Genomic DNA, 20,939 nt, shown 5'->3' with positions numbered 1-20,939 from the left:
TTGTTGCTTTTAGCGCGCCAGAAGGCGCTTGCAGGAGAGGCTCGACGATGAGTGCACTGGTTGGCGTGATCATGGGCTCCAAGTCCGATTGGTCCACCCTTAGCCACACCGCCGATATGCTGGAAAAACTCGGCATTCCCTACGAAGTGAAGGTGGTTTCCGCCCACCGCACCCCGGATCTGCTGTTCCAGTATGCCGAGGAGGCTGAGGGCCGTGGCATCGAGGTGATCATCGCCGGTGCCGGTGGCGCAGCCCACCTGCCAGGCATGTGCGCCGCCAAGACCCACCTGCCGGTGCTGGGCGTGCCGGTGCAGTCGTCGATGCTGTCGGGCGTCGATTCGCTGCTGTCGATCGTGCAGATGCCAGCCGGTGTGCCGGTTGCCACCCTGGCCATCGGCCGTGCCGGTGCGGTCAACGCTGCCCTGTTGTCGGCCAGCATTCTGGGCGCCAAGTACCCGCAGTACCACGCGGCGTTGAAGCAGTTCCGCACGGAACAGACCGACACCGTGCTGGACAACCCAGACCCGCGCCAGGCTTGAGGCTCAACCCATGAAGATCGGTGTAATCGGTGGCGGCCAGCTGGGCCGCATGCTGGCCCTGGCGGGTACCCCGCTGGGCATGAACTTCGCCTTCCTCGACCCGGCACCGGACGCCTGCGCTGCGCCCCTGGGCGAGCACCTGCGTGCCGACTACGGCGATCAGGACCACCTGCGTCAGCTGGCCGACGAAGTCGACCTGGTCACCTTCGAGTTCGAAAGCGTCCCGGCCGAGACTGTGGCCTTCCTCTCGCAGTTCGTGCCCGTGTACCCCAGCGCCGAATCGCTGCGCATCGCCCGTGACCGCCTGTTCGAAAAGAGCATGTTCCGCGACCTGGGCATCCCCACCCCGGCCTTCGCCGACATCCTCTCGCAGGCAGATCTGGACGCCGCGGTGGCCAGCATCGGCCTGCCGGCCGTGCTGAAAACCCGTACGCTGGGTTACGACGGCAAGGGCCAGAAGGTGCTGCGCACGCCAGAAGACGTGGTGGGTACCTTCGCCGAGCTGGGCAGCGTGCCATGCCTGCTGGAGGGCTTCGTGCCGTTCACCGGCGAGGTGTCGCTGGTCGCCGTGCGTGGCCGCGATGGTGAAACCCGCTTCTACCCGCTGGTGCACAATACCCACGAGAGCGGCATCCTGCGCTTGTCGGTAGCCAGCCAGGCACACCCGCTGCAGGCTCTGGCCGAAGATTACGTCGGCCGTGTGTTGCAGAAGCTGGATTACGTTGGCGTGATGGCCTTCGAGTTCTTCGAGGTTGACGGTGGCTTGAAGGCCAACGAAATCGCCCCGCGCGTGCACAACTCCGGGCACTGGACCATCGAAGGCGCCGAGTGCAGCCAGTTCGAGAACCATCTGCGTGCCGTTGCCGGCCTGCCACTTGGCTCGACCGCCAAGGTGGGCGAGAGCGCGATGCTCAACTTCATCGGTGAAGTGCCGGCCGTGGACAAGGTTGTTGCCATCGGCGACTGTCACCTGCACCACTACGGCAAGGCCTTCAAGGTTGGCCGCAAGGTAGGACACGCCACCCTGCGCTGCCCTGACATGGCCACCCTCGAGCGCAAGATTGCCGAAGTAGAGGCGCTGATCAGTAACTGATCGGGCTTCGAATCGAACTTCCGCAAGCGGCATGCCCTCTGAATATGGCAACAAGCCGAAGCCCGTCTAGGCTTTGGCTTGTTCCAACTTCACTGCAGAGGGATTGCCATGGGTATCATTGGAACCATCTTCATCGGCCTCATCGTCGGCCTGCTGGCCCGCTTCATCAAACCGGGCGATGACAGCATGGGCTGGATCATGACCATCCTGCTGGGTATTGCCGGCTCCTTGTTGGCTACCTATGGCGGCCAGGCGCTGGGTATATACCAGGCTGGGCAAGCGGCGGGCTTCCTTGGCGCGCTGGTCGGTGCCGTGGTGCTGCTGGTGATCTACGGATTCATCAAGAAACGCTGATTACTGGTTAGAATGCTCGGCAATTCATTCGAGTTGCCGAGCATTTCCATGCGTGCCTTTTTCCTTGTCCCCTTGCTGTTGGCCAGTACCCTGGCCCATGCCGAACTGCCCGAAACCGACTGGCTGGAGCTGATGCCCAGGTCGGACCAGAAGGCGCTGGAACAAATGCCTGAAATCGACCACAACTCACCGGAAGCCATGGGCACCTTTACCGCCAAGGGAGGCCTCAAGCAGAGCAAGGGCCTGCCAGCGGTGATGTACTCGACCAAGACCGTTGCGGCCATGAATGGCAAGGATATCCGCCTGGGTGGCTACCCTGTGCCGCTGGAGAGTGACGCCAAGGGCAACAGCACGTTGTTCTTCCTGGTGCCGTACCCGGGGGCGTGCATCCATGTGCCGCCACCGCCGCCCAACCAGTTGGTACTGGTGCGCTACCCGAAAGGCCTTAAGATCGATGACATCTACACCCCGCTGTGGGTCAGCGGCAAGCTGAAGGTGGAGAAGGTCAGCAATGACCTGGCCGATGCGGCCTATGCGCTGGATGCAGACAAGGTGAGGGTGGTGGAAGACGCAGACCTTTGATAATTGCCCCGGCCTCTTCGCGGGCTTGCCCGCTCCCACAGGTAACCCACAATTTCGAGGCTTGTGGAGAACCTGTGGGAGCGGGCAAGCCCGCGAAGAGGCCGGTAATAAAAGAGCAGGGCTCAGATATTTTCACAACCGATCTGGACGCCCAGCGAATGACTCGCCCCAGGCTTCAACTCCACCAGGTCATCCCACACATTCGCCGTCTCGATGCACAACATCCGCTGCCAGCCATCATCAGCCATGTCCGCCAAGTCTTTGGCTCGCTCGGTCCACGGGTTCCAGATCACCGCCGAGCGCGAGCCGCTGCTGGTCAAGGTAATCCGCCGATTCCAATGCGGGTCGACGATGCTGAGGGTCTGCGGGGTGTTCAGGTAGATTCGGTCCGTCTCCCCGGCAAACGTCAGTGCCCCCTGCTGCTGGCGTTGTTCCCAGCCCGCCAGGGTTTCGATATAACCCAGCCCGTCGACACCCTCGACCCGCGCCTGGCGCACATCGCTGACCGCGAAGTAGCTATGCAGGGCCTGGCTGATGGTCACGGGGGTATTGCCCATGTTGCGGCTGGTCAGGCTCAGTGTCAGGTCTGCGCCCATCTCCACCACCAGTTTCAGCTCGACATCATGGGGCCAACCGGGCAGGTCGCCCCGCGCTTCAGGCAGTTCGAACTCGATCCGCAGGGCCTCGCCCACTTCTTCGATACCCAGCAATTTCCAGTCACGCGTGCGCGCAAGCCCGTGGGCAGGCGCCGGTGTTCCCTGGTACATGGCCTGGACGGCCTCAGGGTTGCGCTGCAGGTTGCCAAACCATGGCCAGCACACCGGTACCCCGGCGCGTACCGACTTGCCCTGGCGGAAGATGGCCTGGTCGCTCAGCCACAGCAGTGGCGGTTCGCCCACCTGCTGGTAGCTGAGGACCTGTGCGCCCTGCTGGGCGATCAGGAGTTCGGCACGGTCACTGCTGATACGCCAGCAGTTGAGTTCGCCATGTTGCTCGGTTACGACCTGAAAGGTAGCCATTGCGTTCTTCTCATTGATTGCCAGTGGGCCTTGGACCCGGGCAGATGCAATGAGTTTACCGCCAGCGTGGCTCAGCGACGAGGCACCGAGCGGGTACGACCACTGCCGTCGATGGCGACGAAGACGAATACCGCTTCTGTGACCTTGCGCCATTCGCTGGACAGCGGGTCGTCGCTCCACACTTCGACCATCATCTGGATCGAGCTGCGGCCGATTTCCAAGGTCTGGGTATAGAAAGACAGCTGTGCGCCGACCGCGACGGGCACCAGGAAGGCCATGCGGTCGATGGCTACGGTGGCTACGCGGCCGCCGGCGACACGGCTGGCCATGGCCGTGCCTGCCAGGTCCATCTGGGCAACCAGCCAACCGCCGAAAATATCGCCGAAACCGTTGGTTTCTCGCGGCAATGCGGTGATTTGCAAGGCCAGGTCGCCTTGCGGGATTGGATCTTCTTGTTCGAGCTCAATCATGCGATGGGGCCTCTGACCCGTGACGCTTTTCGTTGGTGTGGCGCAAAGGCCGGGTAAACGATTCAGCTTGAAACATACTACGCCGATTTCGTTTCACTGGGCGGCCGTAGGGAAACTCTGCGAAACCGCCTGACAATAGTGACCGGCGTTTTCGCACAACATCCCACGTTAGGAGCAACATAATCCTACGAAATGCCAGTATATAGGGCATAACGGCCAGCGACGACCGCGCATTCACGAATATCTGTGTGGATTTTGTATCGCTTTCGGCGTAGCTCGGCAATTTGCTATCTTCGCCTGTCTCCAATCCAGAAGCCGCGCGCCAAGCGGCCTGCATGCCCTATAAAGAGAACAACGAGCGATGACTTCCGTGCCCAGCAGTATCGAGCAGCCCTCGCGGCCGCTGACCCGCAGCGACTACAAGACCCTCTCACTGTCCGCCCTGGGCGGCGCGCTGGAGTTCTACGATTTCATCATCTTCGTGTTCTTCGCGACGGTGGTGGGCAAGTTGTTCTTCCCGGCCGACATGCCCGAGTGGCTGCGGCTGATGCAAACGTTCGGCATCTTCGCCGCCGGCTACCTGGCGCGGCCGCTGGGCGGCATCATCATGGCCCACTTCGGCGACTTGCTCGGGCGCAAGAAGATGTTCACCCTGAGCATCTTCATGATGGCCCTGCCGACCCTGATCATGGGCCTGCTGCCGACATATGCGCAGATTGGCATGTGGGCACCGATCCTGCTGTTGCTGATGCGTGTGATCCAGGGCGCGGCAATCGGCGGCGAAGTACCGGGCGCATGGGTGTTCGTCTCTGAACACGTGCCGGCTCGCAACACCGGCTATGCCTGCGGCACCCTGACCGCCGGCCTGACTGCCGGCATTCTGCTGGGCTCGCTGGTAGCGACCTTGATCAACAGCGTGTACAGCGCGGAAGAAGTGGCTGACTACGCCTGGCGTATCCCGTTCCTGCTTGGCGGTGTGTTCGGCCTGTTCTCGGTGTACCTGCGCCGTTGGCTGCACGAAACCCCGGTGTTCGCCGAAATGCAGCAACGCAAGGCACTGGCCGAGGAGCTGCCGCTGCGCGCTGTGCTGCGCGATCACCGTGGTCCGATCATCCTGTCCATGCTGCTGACCTGGATGCTTTCTGCCGGCATCGTGGTGGTCATCCTGATGACCCCGGCGCTGCTGCAGAGCTTCTACCACATCAGCCCGACCGACTCGCTCAAAGCCAACAGCCTGGCCATCGTGTTGCTCAGCTTTGGTTGTATAGGTGCCGGCAGCCTGGCCGACCGCTTTGGTGCAGGCCGCGTGTTCGTGATCGGCAGCCTGCTGCTGCTGGCCAGCTCCTGGACCTTCTACCACAGCCTGCCGACCCGCCCCGAGTTGCTGTTCCCGCTGTATGCCGTGACCGGCCTGTGCGTGGGTGTGATTGGCGCAGTGCCTTATGTAATGGTCAAGGCGTTCCCGGCGGTGGTGCGTTTCAGCGGGTTGTCATTCTCGTACAACGTGGCCTACGCCATCTTTGGCGGGCTGACGCCGATGGTGGTGACCGCACTGCTGAAGGTGAGCCCGATGGCGCCTGCCTACTACGTGGCAGGCCTGTGCGCCGTCGGTCTGGCCGTGGGCCTGTACCTGCTCGCCAACAAGCGCTGATCTGCGCTACGGCTACTGGCCTCTTCGCGGCTAAAGCCGCTCCTACAGGGTTTTGCACAGGCCTCAAGGCCGACACCGAACCTGTAGGAGCGGCTTTAGCCGCGAAGAGGCCACACCTGCTTTCAGTGATGGCCTTTCATCCAATTGTCATAATGAAGTCATATCGTGTTCATGCGGCCTGCCGATACTTGGGCCCGTTCCATCCAACACCCCAATATTCCTGCTAGGAGCAAGGCATGAAACTGAAGCGTTTGATGGCGGCCCTTACCTTTGCCGCCGCTGGCGTTGCAACCGCCAACGCGGTAGCCGCTGTCGATCCTGCGATCCCGACCTACACCAAGACCACGGGTGTTTCGGGCAACCTCTCCAGCGTTGGTTCCGACACCCTCGCGAACCTCATGACTCTGTGGGCCGAGGCCTACAAGAAGGAATATCCGAACGTAAACATCCAGATCCAGGCTGCCGGCTCCTCTACCGCGCCACCCGCGCTGACCGAAGGTACCGCCAACCTCGGCCCGATGAGCCGCAAGATGAAGGACGTCGAGCTGCAAGCCTTCGAGCAGAAGTACGGCTACAAGCCGACCGCCATCCCGGTCGCCGTCGACGCCCTGGCCGTGTTCGTGCACAAGGACAACCCAATCAAGGGCCTGACCATGGCTCAGGTTGACGCCATCTTCTCTTCCACTCGCCTGTGCGGTGGCAAGGCCGAGATCAAGACCTGGGGCGACGTCGGTGTGACCGGCGACCTGGCCAACAAGCCAATCCAGCTGTTCGGCCGCAACTCGGTATCGGGCACCTACGGCTACTTCAAGGAAGAAGCCCTGTGCAAAGGCGACTTCAAGCCTAACGTCAACGAACAGCCTGGCTCGGCTTCGGTCGTGCAGTCGATCAGCTCCTCGCTGAACGGTATCGGCTACTCGGGTATTGGTTACAAGACCGCCAGCGTCAAGACCGTACCCCTGGCCAAGAAAGACGGTGGCGAGTTTGTTGAAGACAATGAAGCCAACGCCCTGAACGGTACCTACCCGCTGTCGCGCTTCCTGTACGTCTACGTCAACAAGGCGCCGAACAAGCCTCTGGCCCCGCTGGAAGCCGAGTTCGTCAAGCTGGTGCTGTCGCAAGCGGGCCAGCAGGTGGTGGTGAAGGATGGCTACATCCCGCTGCCGGCCAAAGTCGTCGACAAGACCCTGGCTGACCTGGGCCTGTCGCACGCCGGTAACGTTGCAAAGAAGTAAGTAATTAAGAGGAGGCCGGTGCCACAGCCCGGCCTCTTCCACGAATTTCCAGTCCGAAGCCAGGTTCCCTGTGCGGCGGGCTTTCGCGCGTCACGACTTTGTAATGTTTTTGTCACACGGGACCGCTAGGGTGTGCGCATGAATGATCTGGCCAATTCCAACATGACCCAAAACTCCCAGCCCGTGCGCATTGATTTCAATACGCCCGAGTTGCAACGCAAGCGCCGCATGCGCGCGCTCAAGGACCGCCTGACCCGCTGGTATGTGCTGGTAGGCGGGCTTGCCGTATTGGCGGCAATCACGTTGATCTTCTTCTACCTGGCTTATGTGGTATTGCCACTGTTCCAAGGCGCCGAGCTGACCAGCAAGAAAGCCCTGGAGCCGACCTGGCTGCAGCAGGATGCCGGTAAGCCACTGATGATCGCGCTTGAAGAGCAGAATCAGGTGGGGATGCGTGTTTCGGACAAGGGCCAGGCATTGTTCTTCGATACCAAGACCGGTAACGAACTCAAGCGTGTCGAACTGCCCGTGCCGGCAGGCACCCAGGTCACGTCCATCAGTACTGACCAGCCGGGCAGCGCGCTGGTGGTGCTGGGCCTGTCCAATGGCCAGGCGCTGGTTTTCCAGCACACCTACAAGATCACCTACCCGGACAACAAGAAAACCATCACCCCTGGCATCGACTACCCGTACGGCGAGCAATCGTTCGTGCTCGACGAGCAGGGGCGTGCGCTGGACCACGTCAGCGTCAACGTCAACGGCGACACCCTGCTGCTGGCCGGCTCTACCGGTGCTCACCTGCAGGTGGTCGAGTTGACCCGCACGGAAAACATGATGACCGAAGAGGTCACCACCGAGCAGAACCGCATCGAACTGCCGCAAATGACCGAGACGGTGAAGAATATTTTCATCGACCCGCGCCAGCACTGGCTGTACGTGATCAACGGCCGCGCCACGGCCGACGTGTTCAGCCTGCGCGACAAGAGCCTCAACGGCCGTTACAAGTTGTCTGATAGGGCCGACACCGAAATTACTGCCACGGCCCAGCTGGTTGGCGGCATTTCGCTGATCATCGGTGACTCCAAGGGCGGGCTGGCCCAGTGGTTCATGGCCCGTGACCCGGATGGCGAATCGCGCTTCAAGCAGATCCGTACCTTCCAATTGGGCAATGCGCCGATCGTGCAGATCGACGCCGAAGAGCGCCGCAAGGGCTTCATCGCCCTCGACGCCGAAGGCAAACTGGGCGTGTTCCACAGCACTGCACACCGAACCCTGCTGGTAGAGCCGGCTGCCGAAGGCCCTGGCACGCTGGCCCTGTCGCCACGCGCCAACCGCATCATCATCGAAGAAGGCGGCAAGTTGTTGCCGTTGAGCCTGCGCAACCCGCACCCGGAAATTTCGTTCAGCGCGCTGTGGGGCAAGGTGTGGTACGAGAACTACGACGAGCCGAAATACGTCTGGCAATCGACCGCGTCGAACACTGACTTCGAGCCCAAACTGAGCCTGTCGCCGCTGACCTTCGGAACCCTGAAGGCCGCGTTCTACGCCATGATCCTGGCCGCCCCGCTGGCCATTGCCGCAGCCATCTACACCGCCTACTTCATGGCCCCGCGCATGCGCCGCAAGGTCAAGCCGGTGATCGAGCTGATGGAAGCGATGCCGACGGTGATCCTCGGCTTCTTCGCCGGCCTGTTCCTGGCCCCGTACCTGGAAGGCCACCTGCCCGGTGTGTTCAGCCTGTTCCTGCTGATGCCGATCGGTATCCTGCTGGCCGGCTTTTTCTGGAGCCGGCTGCCGGAGTCGATCCGCCTGCGTGTACCGGATGGTTGGGAAGCGGCGATCCTGATTCCGGTCATCCTGTTCACCGGCTGGTTCGCCCTGACCATGAGCCCGCACCTGGAAAGCTGGTTCTTCGGCGGCGACATGCGCCTGTGGATCACTAACGATTTAGGCATCACCTACGACCAGCGCAACGCCCTGGTAGTCGGTATCGCCATGGGCTTCGCGGTCATCCCGAACATCTACTCGATTGCCGAAGATGCCGTGTTCAGTGTGCCGCGCAGTCTGACCCTGGGCTCGCTGGCACTGGGCGCGACGCCTTGGCAGACCCTGACTCGCGTGGTCATCCTCACTGCCAGCCCGGGCATCTTCTCGGCGTTGATGATCGGCTTGGGCCGTGCGGTAGGCGAGACCATGATCGTGCTGATGGCTACCGGCAACACGCCGGTGATGGAGATGAACCTGTTCGAGGGCATGCGCACCCTGGCCGCCAACGTGGCTGTGGAAATGCCGGAATCGGAAGTCGGTGGCAGCCACTATCGCGTGCTGTTCCTGGCCGCCCTGGTGCTGCTGATGTTCACCTTCATCATGAACACCTTGGCCGAGCTGATTCGCCAGCGTCTGCGCAAGAAATACTCGTCGCTTTGATAGAAAGGTAGCGATCCGTGAAAAAGGATTCCCTCAAAGGCTGGTTCAAGAGCGGCGCCCCAGGCGTCTGGATGAGCGGCGGCGCGGTGGCCATGGCCGTGATCATGACCGTCGGCCTGCTGGCGGTGATCGCCGTGCGCGGCCTGGGCCACTTCTGGCCAGCCGATCTTGTCCAGGCCACCTACAAGGTGCCGGGCCAGGCCGATCACGTTGTCATTGGCGAAGTGGTGCAGAAGGAGGAAGTACCCCGTGCTCGTCTGAAGGGGGCTGGCCTGCCAGTGCCTGACCAGGGGCCGGAGTTCATGACCCGCGAGCTGATCAAGGTGGGTAACCGCGACCTCAATGGCAGCGACTTTACCTGGGTGGTCGGCGACTGGCTGGTCGACGAACAGCGCCCGGCTGACTTGATGGCCCTTGAGCGCCGCGAGTGGGGCAACTTCTATGGCTACCTGGTCAGCGTCAAGGAACAAGGCCGCGTGGTTGCCGAAGGCCCCACTGCCTGGAGCGAACTGCAGGCCCGCCTCAAGCGTGCCAACCAGCTCAACAGCGAGCTGCAGCAGTTGGAGAAGAAGGACATCGGTGCCATCAACCATGGCCTTGAGCGCCTGCGCCTGCAAGCGCGCAAGCTGGAGCTGGACGGCAAGCTGGACGCCGCCGCCCAGGCCGACATGGACGCCGACCGTGCCGAACTGAACAGCCGCTACAAGGCCATCGAAGACCGCCTGACCGGCCTGCACCAGGCTTTTTCCCGCGACAGCCTGGTGGCCCGGGATGGCAACGGCCGTGAAGTGGAAATCAACCTGAGTAAGGTAGTGCATGCTGTCCAGCCGAACGGCATGTCGGCGTTCACCAAGTTGGGCACCTACTTCGGCAAGGTCTGGGAGTTCCTCAGCGACGACCCGCGTGAAGCCAACACCGAGGGCGGTATCTTCCCGGCCATCTTCGGTACCGTGATGATGACCCTGATCATGGCCGTGATCGTTACCCCGTTTGGCGTGCTGGCTGCCGTGTACTTGCGTGAATACGCCAGGCAGGGCCCGGTCACCCGGCTTATCCGCATTGCGGTGAACAACCTGGCCGGTGTTCCTGCGATCGTCTACGGTGTGTTCGGTCTGGGCTTCTTCGTCTATGTGCTGGGCGGCTCGATCGACCGCCTGTTCTTCCCCGAAGCGCTGCCGGCGCCGACCTTGGGTACCCCGGGCCTGCTGTGGGCATCGCTGACCCTGGCATTGCTGGCGGTACCGGTGGTGATCGTGGCCACCGAAGAAGGCCTGGCGCGAATTCCGCGCACCGTGCGTGAGGGCTCGCTGGCGTTGGGCGCAACCAAGGCCGAGACCCTGTGGAAAATCGTCCTGCCCATGGCCAGCCCGGCCATGATGACTGGCATGATCCTCGCCGTGGCCCGTGCCGCCGGCGAAGTGGCGCCGCTGATGCTGGTAGGTGTGGTGAAGCTGGCGCCGTCACTGCCGGTGGATGGTAACTACCCGTACCTGCACCTGGACCAGAAGATCATGCACCTGGGCTTCCACATCTATGACGTCGGCTTCCAGAGCCCGAACGTCGAAGCTGCGCGGCCGCTGGTTTATGCCACTGCGCTGCTGCTGGTGCTGGTGATCGCGACCCTCAACCTCTCTGCCGTGTGGATTCGCAACCACCTGCGCGAGAAGTACAAGGCACTGGACGGCTGACCCTGATTGCAAGCGTGCCGCCCTTAAGCCGGGCGGCCCTTTGAAACGACTTGATAGCGTATGGAGTTGACCATGCAGCAAGATTCCCACACCCATGGCATCGACATGTCTGCCCTGGGCCGCAACAAGCAAAGCCTGCGAATGGCTGAAGAAACCGTGGCCATCGAAGTGCCGGGCCTGAGCCTGTTCTATGGCGACAAGCAAGCGCTGTTCGACGTGCAGATGAACATCCCGAAGCAGCGTGTGACCGCCTTCATCGGCCCATCCGGCTGCGGCAAGTCGACCCTGCTGCGCACTTTCAACCGGATGAACGACCTGGTTGACGGTTGCCGTGTGGAAGGTGCCATCAACCTGTACGGCAACAACATCTACCGCAAGGGTGAAGACGTTGCCGAACTGCGCCGGCGTGTGGGCATGGTGTTCCAGAAGCCGAACCCGTTCCCCAAGACCATCTACGAGAACGTGGTCTACGGCCTGCGCATCCAGGGCATCAACAAGAAGCGCGTGCTTGATGAAGCCGTCGAGTGGGCGTTGAAGGGCGCGGCCTTGTGGGACGAGGTCAAGGACCGCCTGCACGAGTCGGCGCTGGGCCTGTCCGGTGGCCAGCAGCAGCGTCTGGTCATCGCCCGCACCATTGCCGTGGAGCCGGAGGTGCTGCTGCTTGACGAACCGTGCTCGGCGCTGGACCCGATCTCGACCTTGAAGGTCGAAGAACTGATCTATGAATTGAAATCCAAGTACACCATCGTCATCGTGACCCACAACATGCAGCAAGCGGCGCGTGTTTCGGATTACACCGCGTTCATGTACATGGGCAAACTGGTCGAATTCGGGGATACCGATACCCTGTTCACCAACCCGGCGAAGAAGCAGACCGAAGACTACATCACCGGTCGCTACGGCTAAGCGCCGCTCGCGAAACAGGCACCTCGGTGTCTGGCACCGGCGTTGCCGGTGTTTGCGGGTGAACCCGCTCCTACAGGGCCGCGCTACCAAAGGACAAAACGATGATCAACAAAGAAAGCCTTACCCATCACATTTCCCAGCAGTTCAACGCCGAGCTGGAAGAGGTGCGCAGCCACCTGCTGGCCATGGGCGGGCTGGTGGAAAAGCAGGTCAACGACGCGGTTACCGCGCTGATCGAAGCCGACTCTGGTTTGGCCCAGCAGGTGCGCGAGGTTGACGAGCAGATCAACCAGATGGAGCGCAACATCGACGAGGAGTGCTTGCGCATCCTCGCCCGCCGTCAGCCAGCGGCCTCGGACCTGCGCCTGATCATCAGCATTTCCAAGTCGGTGATCGACCTGGAACGCATCGGTGACGAGTCGACCAAGATCGCCCGCCGCGCCATCCAGCTGTGCGAAGAGGGCGAGTCGCCGCGTGGTTATGTCGAGGTGCGCCACATTGGCGACCAGGTGCGCAACATGGTCCGGGATGCGCTGGACGCCTTTGCCCGCTTCGACGCCGACCTGGCGCTGTCGGTGGCCCAGTACGACAAGACCATCGACCGCGAATACAAGACCGCGCTGCGTGAGCTGGTGACCTACATGATGGAAGACCCGCGCTCTATCTCGCGGGTGCTGAGCGTGATCTGGGTGCTGCGCTCGCTGGAGCGTATTGGCGACCATGCGCGCAACATCTCCGAACTGGTGATCTACCTGGTGCGCGGTACCGACGTGCGCCACATGGGCCTCAAGCGCATGACGGCAGAAGTGCAGGGCACTGCTGTCGCCAACGGCGAAAAGGCTAATGTTCCGGGTGAATCTGACGATAAGTAAGGTTGCTCCCGAGCATCGACGCCCGGCCTTGGCCGGGCGTTTTCGTTTGCGGTCGAGAGCCGGCAGGCACCCGCGAACGATGTGAAGAAGTCCCGGCGTGACCAGGTTGTAGCAAATGGCCATCATTTGGCAGTAGGCTAGTCGGGATTCATAAGGAGTATCGATGAGTAAAGTGAATGTGCTGGTCGTGGATGACGCCCCGTTTATCCGTGATCTGGTCCGCAAGTGTCTGCGCAACGCCTTCCCGGGTATGGCCATCGACGACGCGGTCAACGGTCGCAAGGCCATGGCCATGCTCGGCAAGGAAGCGTTCGATCTGGTCCTCTGCGACTGGGAAATGCCGGAAATGTCAGGCCTGGAACTGCTGACCTGGTGCCGTCAGCAGCCTGCACTGAAGAACCTGCAGTTCATCATGGTGACCAGCCGTGGCGACAAGGAAAACGTCATTCAGGCGATCCAGGCGGGCGTTTCCGATTTTGTAGGCAAGCCGTTCACCAACGAGCAACTGCTGACCAAGGTAAAAAAAGCCCTGACCAAGATCGGTAAGCTCGACAGCCTGATGGCCATCGGCCCGGCGCGAGCCAACCCGGCGTTTGCCAACGATTCGTTGAACGCGCTGACGGCGGGCAAGCCCGAAGCGGTCAAGGTGGCGGCGCCGGTACCGGCCAAGCCTTTGGTCGCCGCACCCGCACCTGCTGCCCCCGCGCCGAGCGGCCGTGGCCAGGGCCAGCTGCGCCTGGCCAGTGGCATGCAGCCATGCGTGATCAAGGCGTTGAGCCTGAAAGAGGCACTGCTGGTGGTACGCCGCAGCGAAGTGCTGCCACAGGTGCTGGAAGGTGCGGTGCTGGACCTGGAGCAGGGCGAAAGTGCCGAAGTTGCTCGCCTGAACGGCTACCTGCATGCGGTGGCGGCGCTGGAGCCAAAACCTGACAGCGACTGGTTGCAGTTGACGTTCAAGTTTGTCGACCAGGATGCCCAGAAGCTCGACTACCTGTCTCGGTTGATTGCCCGCGGCACTGCGCAGAAGCACTTCACCCCCGGTGCCTGACCCCGGCCCCGCGTCATGCTTTGGGCAGGAGCAGCACACGGGTGCTCCTGCCCAAGCCCGAGTTGCCCCATCCGACCAACTGCAATACCTACCGTAAAACCCGCTGCTAGGCTTCGACAGATCATAACTGTCAAAAAGCCACTATCATGCCCGCGCGCCTGCTGCTGTTCTGTGCATTGCTCATGGCCTCGGCGTCGAGCCAGGGCGTGACGCTCTACAAGATCACTGACGATTCCGGTGTCGTCTCCTATTCCGACCGCCCTGGCCCCGGCGCCAAGCCCTTGGTGTTGCTCGAGCCCATGGTCGAAACGCTCGAAGGCCAGGTACTGCTGAACGCGAAAACCTTCGACGGTGGCGTGAGCTTTTCGGCACGAAACGAGCTGCATGTGCCGGTAGAGGTAGAGTTGCGGCTGGACAACCTGGTCAACGCACAAGGCGGTGATGCCCCGCGTATCGTGCGCCGGCTGCTGCCGCCGCGCACCACGCAGATGCTCAGTGTGCTCAGGGGGCGGCCCGGGCTGTTGCTGAACTACCGTTCGACCCTGCTGCAGGCCATGGGTGATCCGGGCAAACGGCCGCTAGGCTTCCGCTATGCGTTCCCGTGGATTGGCGGGCCGTTCCGCGTCACTCAGGGCCCCAATGGCCGTGTCAGTCATTTTGGGCCCCGAGGGCGCTACGCCATGGATATCGCCATGCCCGAAGGCACACCCATCATCGCGGCGCGGGAAGGGGTGGTGGTGAAGACGCAGAACAGCCAGAGCGGGCGCGGCCCCAACCCCTCGGGTAACTTTGTCAGGATTTTGCACCCGGATGGCACCATGGGCGTCTACCTTCACCTGATGCGTGGTTCGGTGGTGGTGGCGGAGGGGCAACGGGTACGGCAGGGCCAGATGCTGGCCAAGTCGGGCAATACCGGCAACAGCACTGGGCCGCACCTGCATTTTGTGGTGCAGCGCAATGTGGGGTTGGCGCTGGAGTCGATACCATACCGCTTCGACAGGCCGATCAGCGGGATGCCGGATTTCACTGCCGGCAACCCTTGAGATTGCCGGGCCTGCTTCGCAGGCCTTTCGCGACACAAGGCCCCACATAGCCAGAGGCAGGTGCTGTAGCTGTGGGAGCGGCCTTGCGTCGCGATGGGCTGCGCAGCAGCCCCTTGGCCATCAATCCAGCTTCAGCACCTTGGCCAGTACGATCTTGGGCCCTTTCATCTTCTTGATGATGATGCGCAGCCCTTCGACTTCCAGCACTTCCTCTTCTTCAGGCACGCGCTTGAGCGTCTCGTAGATCAACCCGGCCAGGGTTTCCGCCTCGATATGGTCAAGGTCGATACCCAGCAGGCGTTCGACCTTGAACAGTGGGGTGTCGCCGCGCACCAGCAGCTTGCCCGGCTGGTAGGCGAGAATGCCACGCTCGGTCTTGCGGTGCTCGTCCTGGATGTCGCCCACCAGCACTTCCAGCACGTCTTCCATGGTCAGGTAGCCGATCACCTTGCCATCGGCTTCCTCTACCAGCACGAAGTGCGCGCCGCCCTTACGGAACTGCTCCAGCAACTGGGCCAACGGCATGTGCCGCGACACGCGTTCGAGTGGCCGGGCAAGGTCCTCCAGGTCGATGGTCTCTGGCAAGTGCTCCAGCTCAGCCAGCTCCAGCAGCAGGTCCTTGATGTGCAGCAGGCCGGTGAATTCTTCGCGCTCGGCGTCGTACACCGGGTAGCGGCTGAACTTGTGGCGGCGCACCAGGGCCAGGATTTGCTTCAGAGGCGCATGGGCGTCGATGCTGATCATGTCCTCACGCGAGTTGGCCCAGTCGACCACTTCCAGCTCGCCCATTTCCACGGCCGAGGCCAGCACGCGCATGCCTTGGTCGCTTGGGTCCTGGCCACGGCTGGAGTGCAGGATCAGCTTAAGTTCTTCGCGGCTGTAGTGGTGCTCGTGGTGCGGGCCAGGCTCGCCCTGGCCGGCAATGCGCAGGATGGTGTTGGCGCTGGCATTGAGCAGGTAAATGGCCGGGTACATCGCCCAGTAGAACAGGTAAAGCGGCACGGCGGTCCACAGCGACAGCAGCTCTGGCTTGCGGATAGCCCAGGACTTGGGGGCCAGCTCGCCGACCACGATGTGCAGGTACGAGATGACGAAGAAGGCGACGAAGAACGAGATCGCCTTGACCAGCTCGGCGCTGTCCACGCCGAAATAGGCCAGCAATGGTTCCAGCAGGTGGGCGAAGGCGGGCTCACCCACCCAGCCCAGGCCCAGCGAGGCGAGGGTGATGCCCAATTGGCAGGCCGACAGGTAGGCGTCGAGCTGGTTGTGAACCTTGCGCAGGATGTTGCCACGCCAGCCGTGCTTTTCGGCGATGGCCTCTACGCGTGTAGCGCGCAGCTTGACCATGGCGAACTCCGCGGCAACGAAGAAGCCGTTGAGCAGCACCAGCAGGAAGGCAAAGATGATCATGCCGAAGTCGGCGAATAACGAGGTGAGGCTAATGCCAGAGGAAGGGTCCATGATGGAGTTTTTACGGGGTCCGTCTTTGAGATAGAGAGAAAAAAAGTGCCAGCTTTTGCTGGCACAGGGGATCCAATGTAGCGGCTGGGGCCGTAAAAGCAAAGGGCAGCGGACTCATTGCAGTCCCTGTGGGAGCAGGCATGCCCGCGAAGGCCCGCGCAGCAGCCTCAATCTCAAGCCTTTTCGTTGGCCAATTGTGCTGGCGCAAAGTGACAGGTAAAGGTGCTGCCATGCCCCGGTACACTGCTGATTTCCAGCTTGCCCCGGTGGCGCATCAGCACATGCTTGACGATTGCGAGCCCCAGCCCGGTACCGCCGGTATTCGATGCACGGCTGGAGTCTACCCGGTAGAAGCGCTCGGTCAGGCGTGGCAAGTGCTTGGCATCGATGCCCACCCCCGAGTCCTGCACCGACAGGTGTGCGCCCTGGGCATCGGCCCACCAGCGGATGCGGATGCTGCCTTCGTCCTGGGTGTACTTGACTGCATTGAACACCAGATTGGAAAAGGCACTGCGCAATTCCGACTCGCTGCCCTTCAGCTTGACGCCAGGCGCAGCTTCCAGGCTGATGCGCTGGTTGCGCGGCCCGGACAGGGCCTGGGCGTCGTTCTTGATGGCGGCGAGCAGGGCATCGACCGCCACCGGCTGGTTGTCCGATGGGTAATCGGTGGCTTCCAGTTTGGCCAGTAGCAACAAATCGTTGAGCAGGGTTTGCATGCGCGAGCCTTGCTGGCTCATTTGCTGCAGGGCGCGGCTCCACCGCGGGTTCACGTCCTCGACGTTGTCCAGCAGGGTTTCCAGGTAGCCGGTGATTACCGTCAGCGGCGTGCGCAGCTCGTGAGACACGTTGGCGACGAAGTCCTTGCGCATCTGTTCCAGCTGGTGAATACGGGTGACATCGCGCACCAGCATCAGGTGTTCATTGTTGCCGTAGCGGGTGATGTGCAACTGCACACGCATGCGGTCATTGATTGGCGACGGGATTTCCAGCGGTTCGAGGTAGTTTTCTGCCTCGAAGTACTCTTTGAAGAGCGGATGGCGCACCAGATTGGTCACTTGCTGGCCGCCGTCCTGTGGGGTCTTGAAGCCCAGGAGGGTCTCGGCGGCGCGGTTCCACCATTCCAGGTTGCCGTCGCTGTCGAGCATGATCACCGCGTCACGCAGCGCAGCAGTGGACTCCTGCACCCGGTCGATCACTGCCTGCAGGCGGCCCCGTACGCGCTGGTCGCGGCGTTGCAGGTGGTAGATGCTATCGAATACCTCGCCCCACAGGCCGTAGCCATCGGGCGGTGCTTCGTCGGGTTGGTGATTGCGCAGCCAGTCGTGCAAGCGCAGCAGTTGCTTGAGGGTCCAGCCCAGATAGAGCGCCAGGCCAATGGCCAGGCTCCAGCCATAGTAGCCGCTGACCAGCCCGCCGATCAGGCAGACGGTAATCAGCAACAGCAGATGGCGAATCAGGGTTGCATGCCAGTTCTGGTTCAATTGACGATCCTTGTACAACGATGTGCAGCTTGGCGCTCCAGAGCTCGATCAGCTCTTGGTCGAGAAGCGGTAGCCAGTGCCCCGGACGGTTTGTACCAGATTCTCGTAAGCTTCACCCAGCGCCTTGCGCAGGCGACGGATGTGCACGTCGACGGTACGTTCCTCGACGTAGACGTTGCCGCCCCACACCTGGTCCAGCAATTGGCCTCGGGTGTAGGCGCGCTCCTGGTGGGTCATGAAAAACTGCAGCAGGCGGTATTCGGTAGGGCCCATCTCGGCCGGCTTGCCGTCGATGGTCACACGGTGGCTGATCGGGTCGAGCAGCAGGCCGCCGACCTCGATCGGCGCCTCGCTGTCGCTCGGACCCGTGCGGCGCAGCACGGCTTTCAGTCGCGCTACCAGTTCACGCGGCGAGAACGGCTTGGTGATGTAGTCGTCGGCGCCCACTTCCAGGCCCTGGATCTTGTTGTCCTCTTCACCCTTGGCGGTGAGCATGATGATCGGGATATCGCCGGTCAGTTCGTCGCGCTTCAGGCGGCGGGCCAGCTCGATGCCGGAGGTGCCCGGCAGCATCCAGTCGAGCAGGATCAGGTCCGGTTTGCGGTCGACGATGATCGCGTGTGCCTGTTGGGAGTTTTCCGCTTCCAGGCAGTCATAGCCGGCCATTTCCAGGGCAACGGCGATCATCTCGCGAATGGGCGCTTCGTCGTCGACGATCAGAATGTTCCTGCCTACCATGCTCAAAACCTCTCCTGGATTCGGTGTCTTGGCCCGCATTAGATAACGGAATTATTGCAGCTGTGTGACAGGGTGTTGGCCGTTCTGGCGACATTCCGTGACTGAACTAGGCTACAGAGGGCCGCTTTAATGGCAACCCGAACTCATTTCCCCCCGAAACAATGGTGAATCCAATGACACGACATACGCTGAGCTGGATGGCCCTTTTCACTGCGTTGGCGCTCCCGGGGGTGGCGTTGGCCCACCATGCCATGGAGAAGGATGGCAAGTGGGTCGATGAGGCCGGCATGACCCTGTACACCTTTGACAAGGATGCGGGTGGCAAGTCGATGTGCAATGGCGAGTGCGCCAAGAACTGGCCACCGTTGATGGTCAAGAAAGAAGACGAAGCACCGAAGGATAAATGGACCCATGTAGAGCGTGACGACGGTTCGATGCAGTGGGCTTACGACGGCAAGCCGCTGTATACCTTCATCAAGGACAAGAAGGCCGGTGACATGACCGGTGACGGCATGAAAGACGTCTGGCACGTTGCCAAGCCTTGAGATAGCCGGGGCCGCTGTGCGGCCCATCGCGACACAAGGCCACACACATGGTTCGACGTACGCCGAGCAATGTGTGGGGCCTTGTATCGCGATGGGCTGCGCAGCAGCCCCAAACTACTCAGCGCAACGCGTAATCCAGTACAACTCCGATAAACACCAGCATCCCCGCCCAGTGGTTGTGCAGAAATGCCTTGAAGCACGATTCCCGGTCCAGCTTGCGCGTTGACCAGTATTCCCAGGCAAAGCACGCCGCCGCACCCAGCAACCCAAGGTGGAACCAGCCACCCAGGTCGAAGCGACTACCGGCCAGCAACAGGCAGCCCAGCGACAGCAACTGCAGGGTCAGGATGATGCTGCGATCAGCGTCGCCGAACAGGATCGCAGTGGACTTCACGCCAATCTTCAGGTCGTCATCGCGGTCGACCATGGCGTAGTAGGTGTCGTAGCCTACCGTCCACAGCAGGTTGGCGATATACAGCAGCCAGGCGCCGGCCGGCAATTCACCGCCAGCGGCTGTGAAAGCCATGGGAATGCCCCACGAATACGCCGCCCCCAGCACCACCTGCGGGTAGTAGGTGTAGCGCTTCATGAACGGGTAGCAGAACGCCAAGGCCACCGCCCCGAACGACAGCCAGACGGTGCGGCTGTTGGTGCACAGCACCAGCAGGAAACTCACCCCGACCAGAATCGCGAACAGTGTCAGCGCCTCGCGTGGCCGCACCCGGCCACTGGCCAGGGGGCGGTCGGCGGTCCGCTTGACATGGCCGTCAACCTTGCGGTCGGCAAAGTCGTTGATGCAGCAGCCGGCGGCGCGCATCAGCACCACACCAAGGCCGAAGATGAGCACATTGGCCAGGGTGGGTGACCCATTGCCGGCAATCCACACTGCCGACAGGGTCGGCCACAACAGCAGGTAGATGCCTATCGGCCGGTCCATGCGGCTGAGCTGGACGAAGTCCCAGGCCCGTGGATGCAGGCGGTTGAGCGACTTGAGCAGTTGCAGGTACATCAGCGGTTTTCCTCCTTGGCCGCTTGCCACAATGCCGGCAGAAACACCTCTGCCACCAGCAGGTCCAGGCCGTTGCGCTCGAAGCGCGAGCGGCGGCCCCACAGCGCCGCATGTGCAGCTTCGGACGGCAGCCAGGCCTGTGGATAAGTGCACACTTCGAGTGGATGACGGATGAACGCCTGGTCGCAGAACAGCAGCTCGCCCAGCGAGCGGCTGCCCAAGGATTCCAGGTCCAGACCGCCACGTTCCAGGGCGCTGCGGCTGGCCACGCTGCGGGCGAATACCCAAGGTTGGCCATGGCCGCGCAGGTACACTTCGCGCACCCAGCCTTCGGCGCCAGCAGCGATGCCCAGCGCTTGGCATTCGTCATCGCGCAGCGGCTGCCAGCCCTCGAACAGCGGGGTGACGGAAAAGTGATCGATGGACAGACGGGTCAGGCGGCGGGTCAGCGAGCCCTCGTCGAACAGCCAGTCAAGGGTGGGCTGGTCGATGTCGGTCGCCAGCTGTGAATACGGCAGCCACGCGACAGCGGCTGCTTGCGGGGATTCGTACGACACGTCGGTATGCTTTGTTACAGCCAGAGAGGCGGCGAGCTTAGCATGATTGCCCCAACTGCTTGCATACTGCCGGCAGGGCCGCTACAAAGCCCCCACGCATTGCGCGCTGGCCCCATTCGCGGGCAAGCCCGCCCGGCCTGCGCGGTCACTGTAGGCGCGGGCTTGCCCGCCAAGAGGCCATCAGCCGCAACACAAGCCCCAGCCTGAACCGAGGAAATAGA

General features: G+C 62.1%; 20 protein-coding genes. 13 read left to right on the top strand and 7 right to left on the bottom strand.

The genetic code is table 11. From position 1 onward, the window contains the following. Positions 1-47 precede the first annotated feature (47 nt). From purE to AC3WLP_RS06720, 4 genes are all read left to right on the top strand, one after another. A complete protein-coding gene (purE, locus tag AC3WLP_RS06735) occupies positions 48-539 on the top strand; it encodes a 5-(carboxyamino)imidazole ribonucleotide mutase (RefSeq protein WP_003253304.1) in 492 nt (163 codons plus the stop codon). A 10-nt stretch (positions 540-549) separates the two neighbouring features. Further along, on the top strand, positions 550-1,632 hold the full coding sequence (locus AC3WLP_RS06730) for a 5-(carboxyamino)imidazole ribonucleotide synthase (RefSeq protein WP_010955825.1): 1,083 nt from the start codon (positions 550-552) through the stop codon (positions 1,630-1,632). Between the two features lie 108 nt (positions 1,633-1,740). Further along, positions 1,741-1,986 (top strand): GlsB/YeaQ/YmgE family stress response membrane protein, encoded by a 246-nt coding sequence (locus AC3WLP_RS06725; protein ID WP_003253308.1) that lies wholly within the window; start codon positions 1,741-1,743, stop codon positions 1,984-1,986. A 48-nt stretch (positions 1,987-2,034) separates the two neighbouring features. Next, positions 2,035-2,568, top strand: coding sequence for a DUF3299 domain-containing protein (locus tag AC3WLP_RS06720; RefSeq protein WP_012054120.1), 534 nt, complete (start codon positions 2,035-2,037; stop codon positions 2,566-2,568). Between the two features lie 122 nt (positions 2,569-2,690). On the opposite strand, the gene AC3WLP_RS06715 is transcribed toward AC3WLP_RS06720, so the two are convergent. Together AC3WLP_RS06715 and AC3WLP_RS06710 are read right to left on the bottom strand one after the other, a co-directional pair. Next, entirely contained in the window at positions 2,691-3,587 is an 897-nt protein-coding gene (locus tag AC3WLP_RS06715) for a D-hexose-6-phosphate mutarotase (protein ID WP_088512622.1), read from the bottom strand. Positions 3,588-3,658: 71 nt separating this feature from the next. Beyond that, positions 3,659-4,057, bottom strand: a complete 399-nt coding sequence (locus AC3WLP_RS06710; protein WP_003253317.1) for an acyl-CoA thioesterase — start codon at positions 4,055-4,057, stop codon at positions 3,659-3,661. Positions 4,058-4,418: 361 nt separating this feature from the next. Here AC3WLP_RS06710 and AC3WLP_RS06705 point away from each other — a divergent pair, with 361 nt between their 5' ends. From AC3WLP_RS06705 to AC3WLP_RS06670, 8 genes are all read left to right on the top strand, one after another. After that, the gene (locus AC3WLP_RS06705) at positions 4,419-5,708 is read left to right on the top strand and encodes an MFS transporter (protein ID WP_003253318.1); all 1,290 of its coding nucleotides are present in this window, start codon (positions 4,419-4,421) and stop codon (positions 5,706-5,708) included. A 236-nt stretch (positions 5,709-5,944) separates the two neighbouring features. Further along, positions 5,945-6,943, top strand: a complete 999-nt coding sequence (locus tag AC3WLP_RS06700; RefSeq protein ID WP_012054118.1) for a phosphate ABC transporter substrate-binding protein PstS — start codon at positions 5,945-5,947, stop codon at positions 6,941-6,943. A gap of 138 nt (positions 6,944-7,081) precedes the next feature. Continuing rightward, positions 7,082-9,370, top strand: a complete 2,289-nt coding sequence (locus tag AC3WLP_RS06695; protein ID WP_088512621.1) for an ABC transporter permease subunit — start codon at positions 7,082-7,084, stop codon at positions 9,368-9,370. Positions 9,371-9,441: 71 nt separating this feature from the next. Further along, positions 9,442-11,058 (top strand): phosphate ABC transporter permease PstA, encoded by a 1,617-nt coding sequence (gene pstA / locus AC3WLP_RS06690; protein WP_178085893.1) that lies wholly within the window; start codon positions 9,442-9,444, stop codon positions 11,056-11,058. Positions 11,059-11,130: 72 nt separating this feature from the next. Continuing rightward, positions 11,131-11,964, top strand: a complete 834-nt coding sequence (pstB, locus tag AC3WLP_RS06685) for a phosphate ABC transporter ATP-binding protein PstB (RefSeq protein ID WP_003253327.1) — start codon at positions 11,131-11,133, stop codon at positions 11,962-11,964. A gap of 101 nt (positions 11,965-12,065) precedes the next feature. Then, positions 12,066-12,836: a phosphate signaling complex protein PhoU gene (gene phoU, locus AC3WLP_RS06680; protein ID WP_003253329.1), complete on the top strand. Its 771-nt coding sequence runs from the start codon at positions 12,066-12,068 to the stop codon at positions 12,834-12,836. Between the two features lie 163 nt (positions 12,837-12,999). Further along, a complete protein-coding gene (locus AC3WLP_RS06675) occupies positions 13,000-13,884 on the top strand; it encodes a response regulator (RefSeq protein ID WP_012054115.1) in 885 nt (294 codons plus the stop codon). 146 nt (positions 13,885-14,030) lie between these two features. Beyond that, positions 14,031-14,927 (top strand): peptidoglycan DD-metalloendopeptidase family protein, encoded by an 897-nt coding sequence (locus tag AC3WLP_RS06670; RefSeq protein WP_012054114.1) that lies wholly within the window; start codon positions 14,031-14,033, stop codon positions 14,925-14,927. A 120-nt stretch (positions 14,928-15,047) separates the two neighbouring features. Here the strand turns inward: AC3WLP_RS06670 and AC3WLP_RS06665 are convergent, their stop codons facing one another. The 3 genes from AC3WLP_RS06665 to phoB all read right to left on the bottom strand — a co-directional run bounded on the left by AC3WLP_RS06665 (position 15,048) and on the right by phoB (position 18,607). Next, positions 15,048-16,388 carry a hemolysin family protein gene (locus AC3WLP_RS06665; protein WP_003253336.1) on the bottom strand — a complete coding sequence of 447 codons (1,341 nt, stop codon included), beginning with the start codon at positions 16,386-16,388 and terminating at the stop codon, positions 15,048-15,050. A gap of 173 nt (positions 16,389-16,561) precedes the next feature. Beyond that, the gene (gene phoR / locus AC3WLP_RS06660) at positions 16,562-17,869 is read right to left on the bottom strand and encodes a phosphate regulon sensor histidine kinase PhoR (protein WP_003253338.1); all 1,308 of its coding nucleotides are present in this window, start codon (positions 17,867-17,869) and stop codon (positions 16,562-16,564) included. 48 nt (positions 17,870-17,917) lie between these two features. Then, the gene (phoB, locus tag AC3WLP_RS06655) at positions 17,918-18,607 is read right to left on the bottom strand and encodes a phosphate regulon transcriptional regulator PhoB (protein ID WP_003253341.1); all 690 of its coding nucleotides are present in this window, start codon (positions 18,605-18,607) and stop codon (positions 17,918-17,920) included. A gap of 173 nt (positions 18,608-18,780) precedes the next feature. Here phoB and AC3WLP_RS06650 point away from each other — a divergent pair, with 173 nt between their 5' ends. Then, positions 18,781-19,152 (top strand): COG4315 family predicted lipoprotein, encoded by a 372-nt coding sequence (locus tag AC3WLP_RS06650; protein WP_012054113.1) that lies wholly within the window; start codon positions 18,781-18,783, stop codon positions 19,150-19,152. 118 nt (positions 19,153-19,270) lie between these two features. Here the strand turns inward: AC3WLP_RS06650 and ubiA are convergent, their stop codons facing one another. Together ubiA and AC3WLP_RS06640 are read right to left on the bottom strand one after the other, a co-directional pair. After that, the gene (gene ubiA, locus AC3WLP_RS06645; protein WP_004575206.1) at positions 19,271-20,161 is read right to left on the bottom strand and encodes a 4-hydroxybenzoate octaprenyltransferase; all 891 of its coding nucleotides are present in this window, start codon (positions 20,159-20,161) and stop codon (positions 19,271-19,273) included. After that, on the bottom strand, positions 20,161-20,718 hold the full coding sequence (locus tag AC3WLP_RS06640; protein ID WP_012054112.1) for a chorismate--pyruvate lyase family protein: 558 nt from the start codon (positions 20,716-20,718) through the stop codon (positions 20,161-20,163). The genes ubiA and AC3WLP_RS06640 overlap by 1 nt, the downstream gene beginning before the upstream one ends. Between the last annotated feature and the right edge of the window lie 221 nt (positions 20,719-20,939).

The sequence above is a fragment of the Pseudomonas sp. FW305-E2 genome, assembly GCF_058782925.1.
This window is presented reverse-complemented; position numbering and strand designations above follow the sequence as displayed.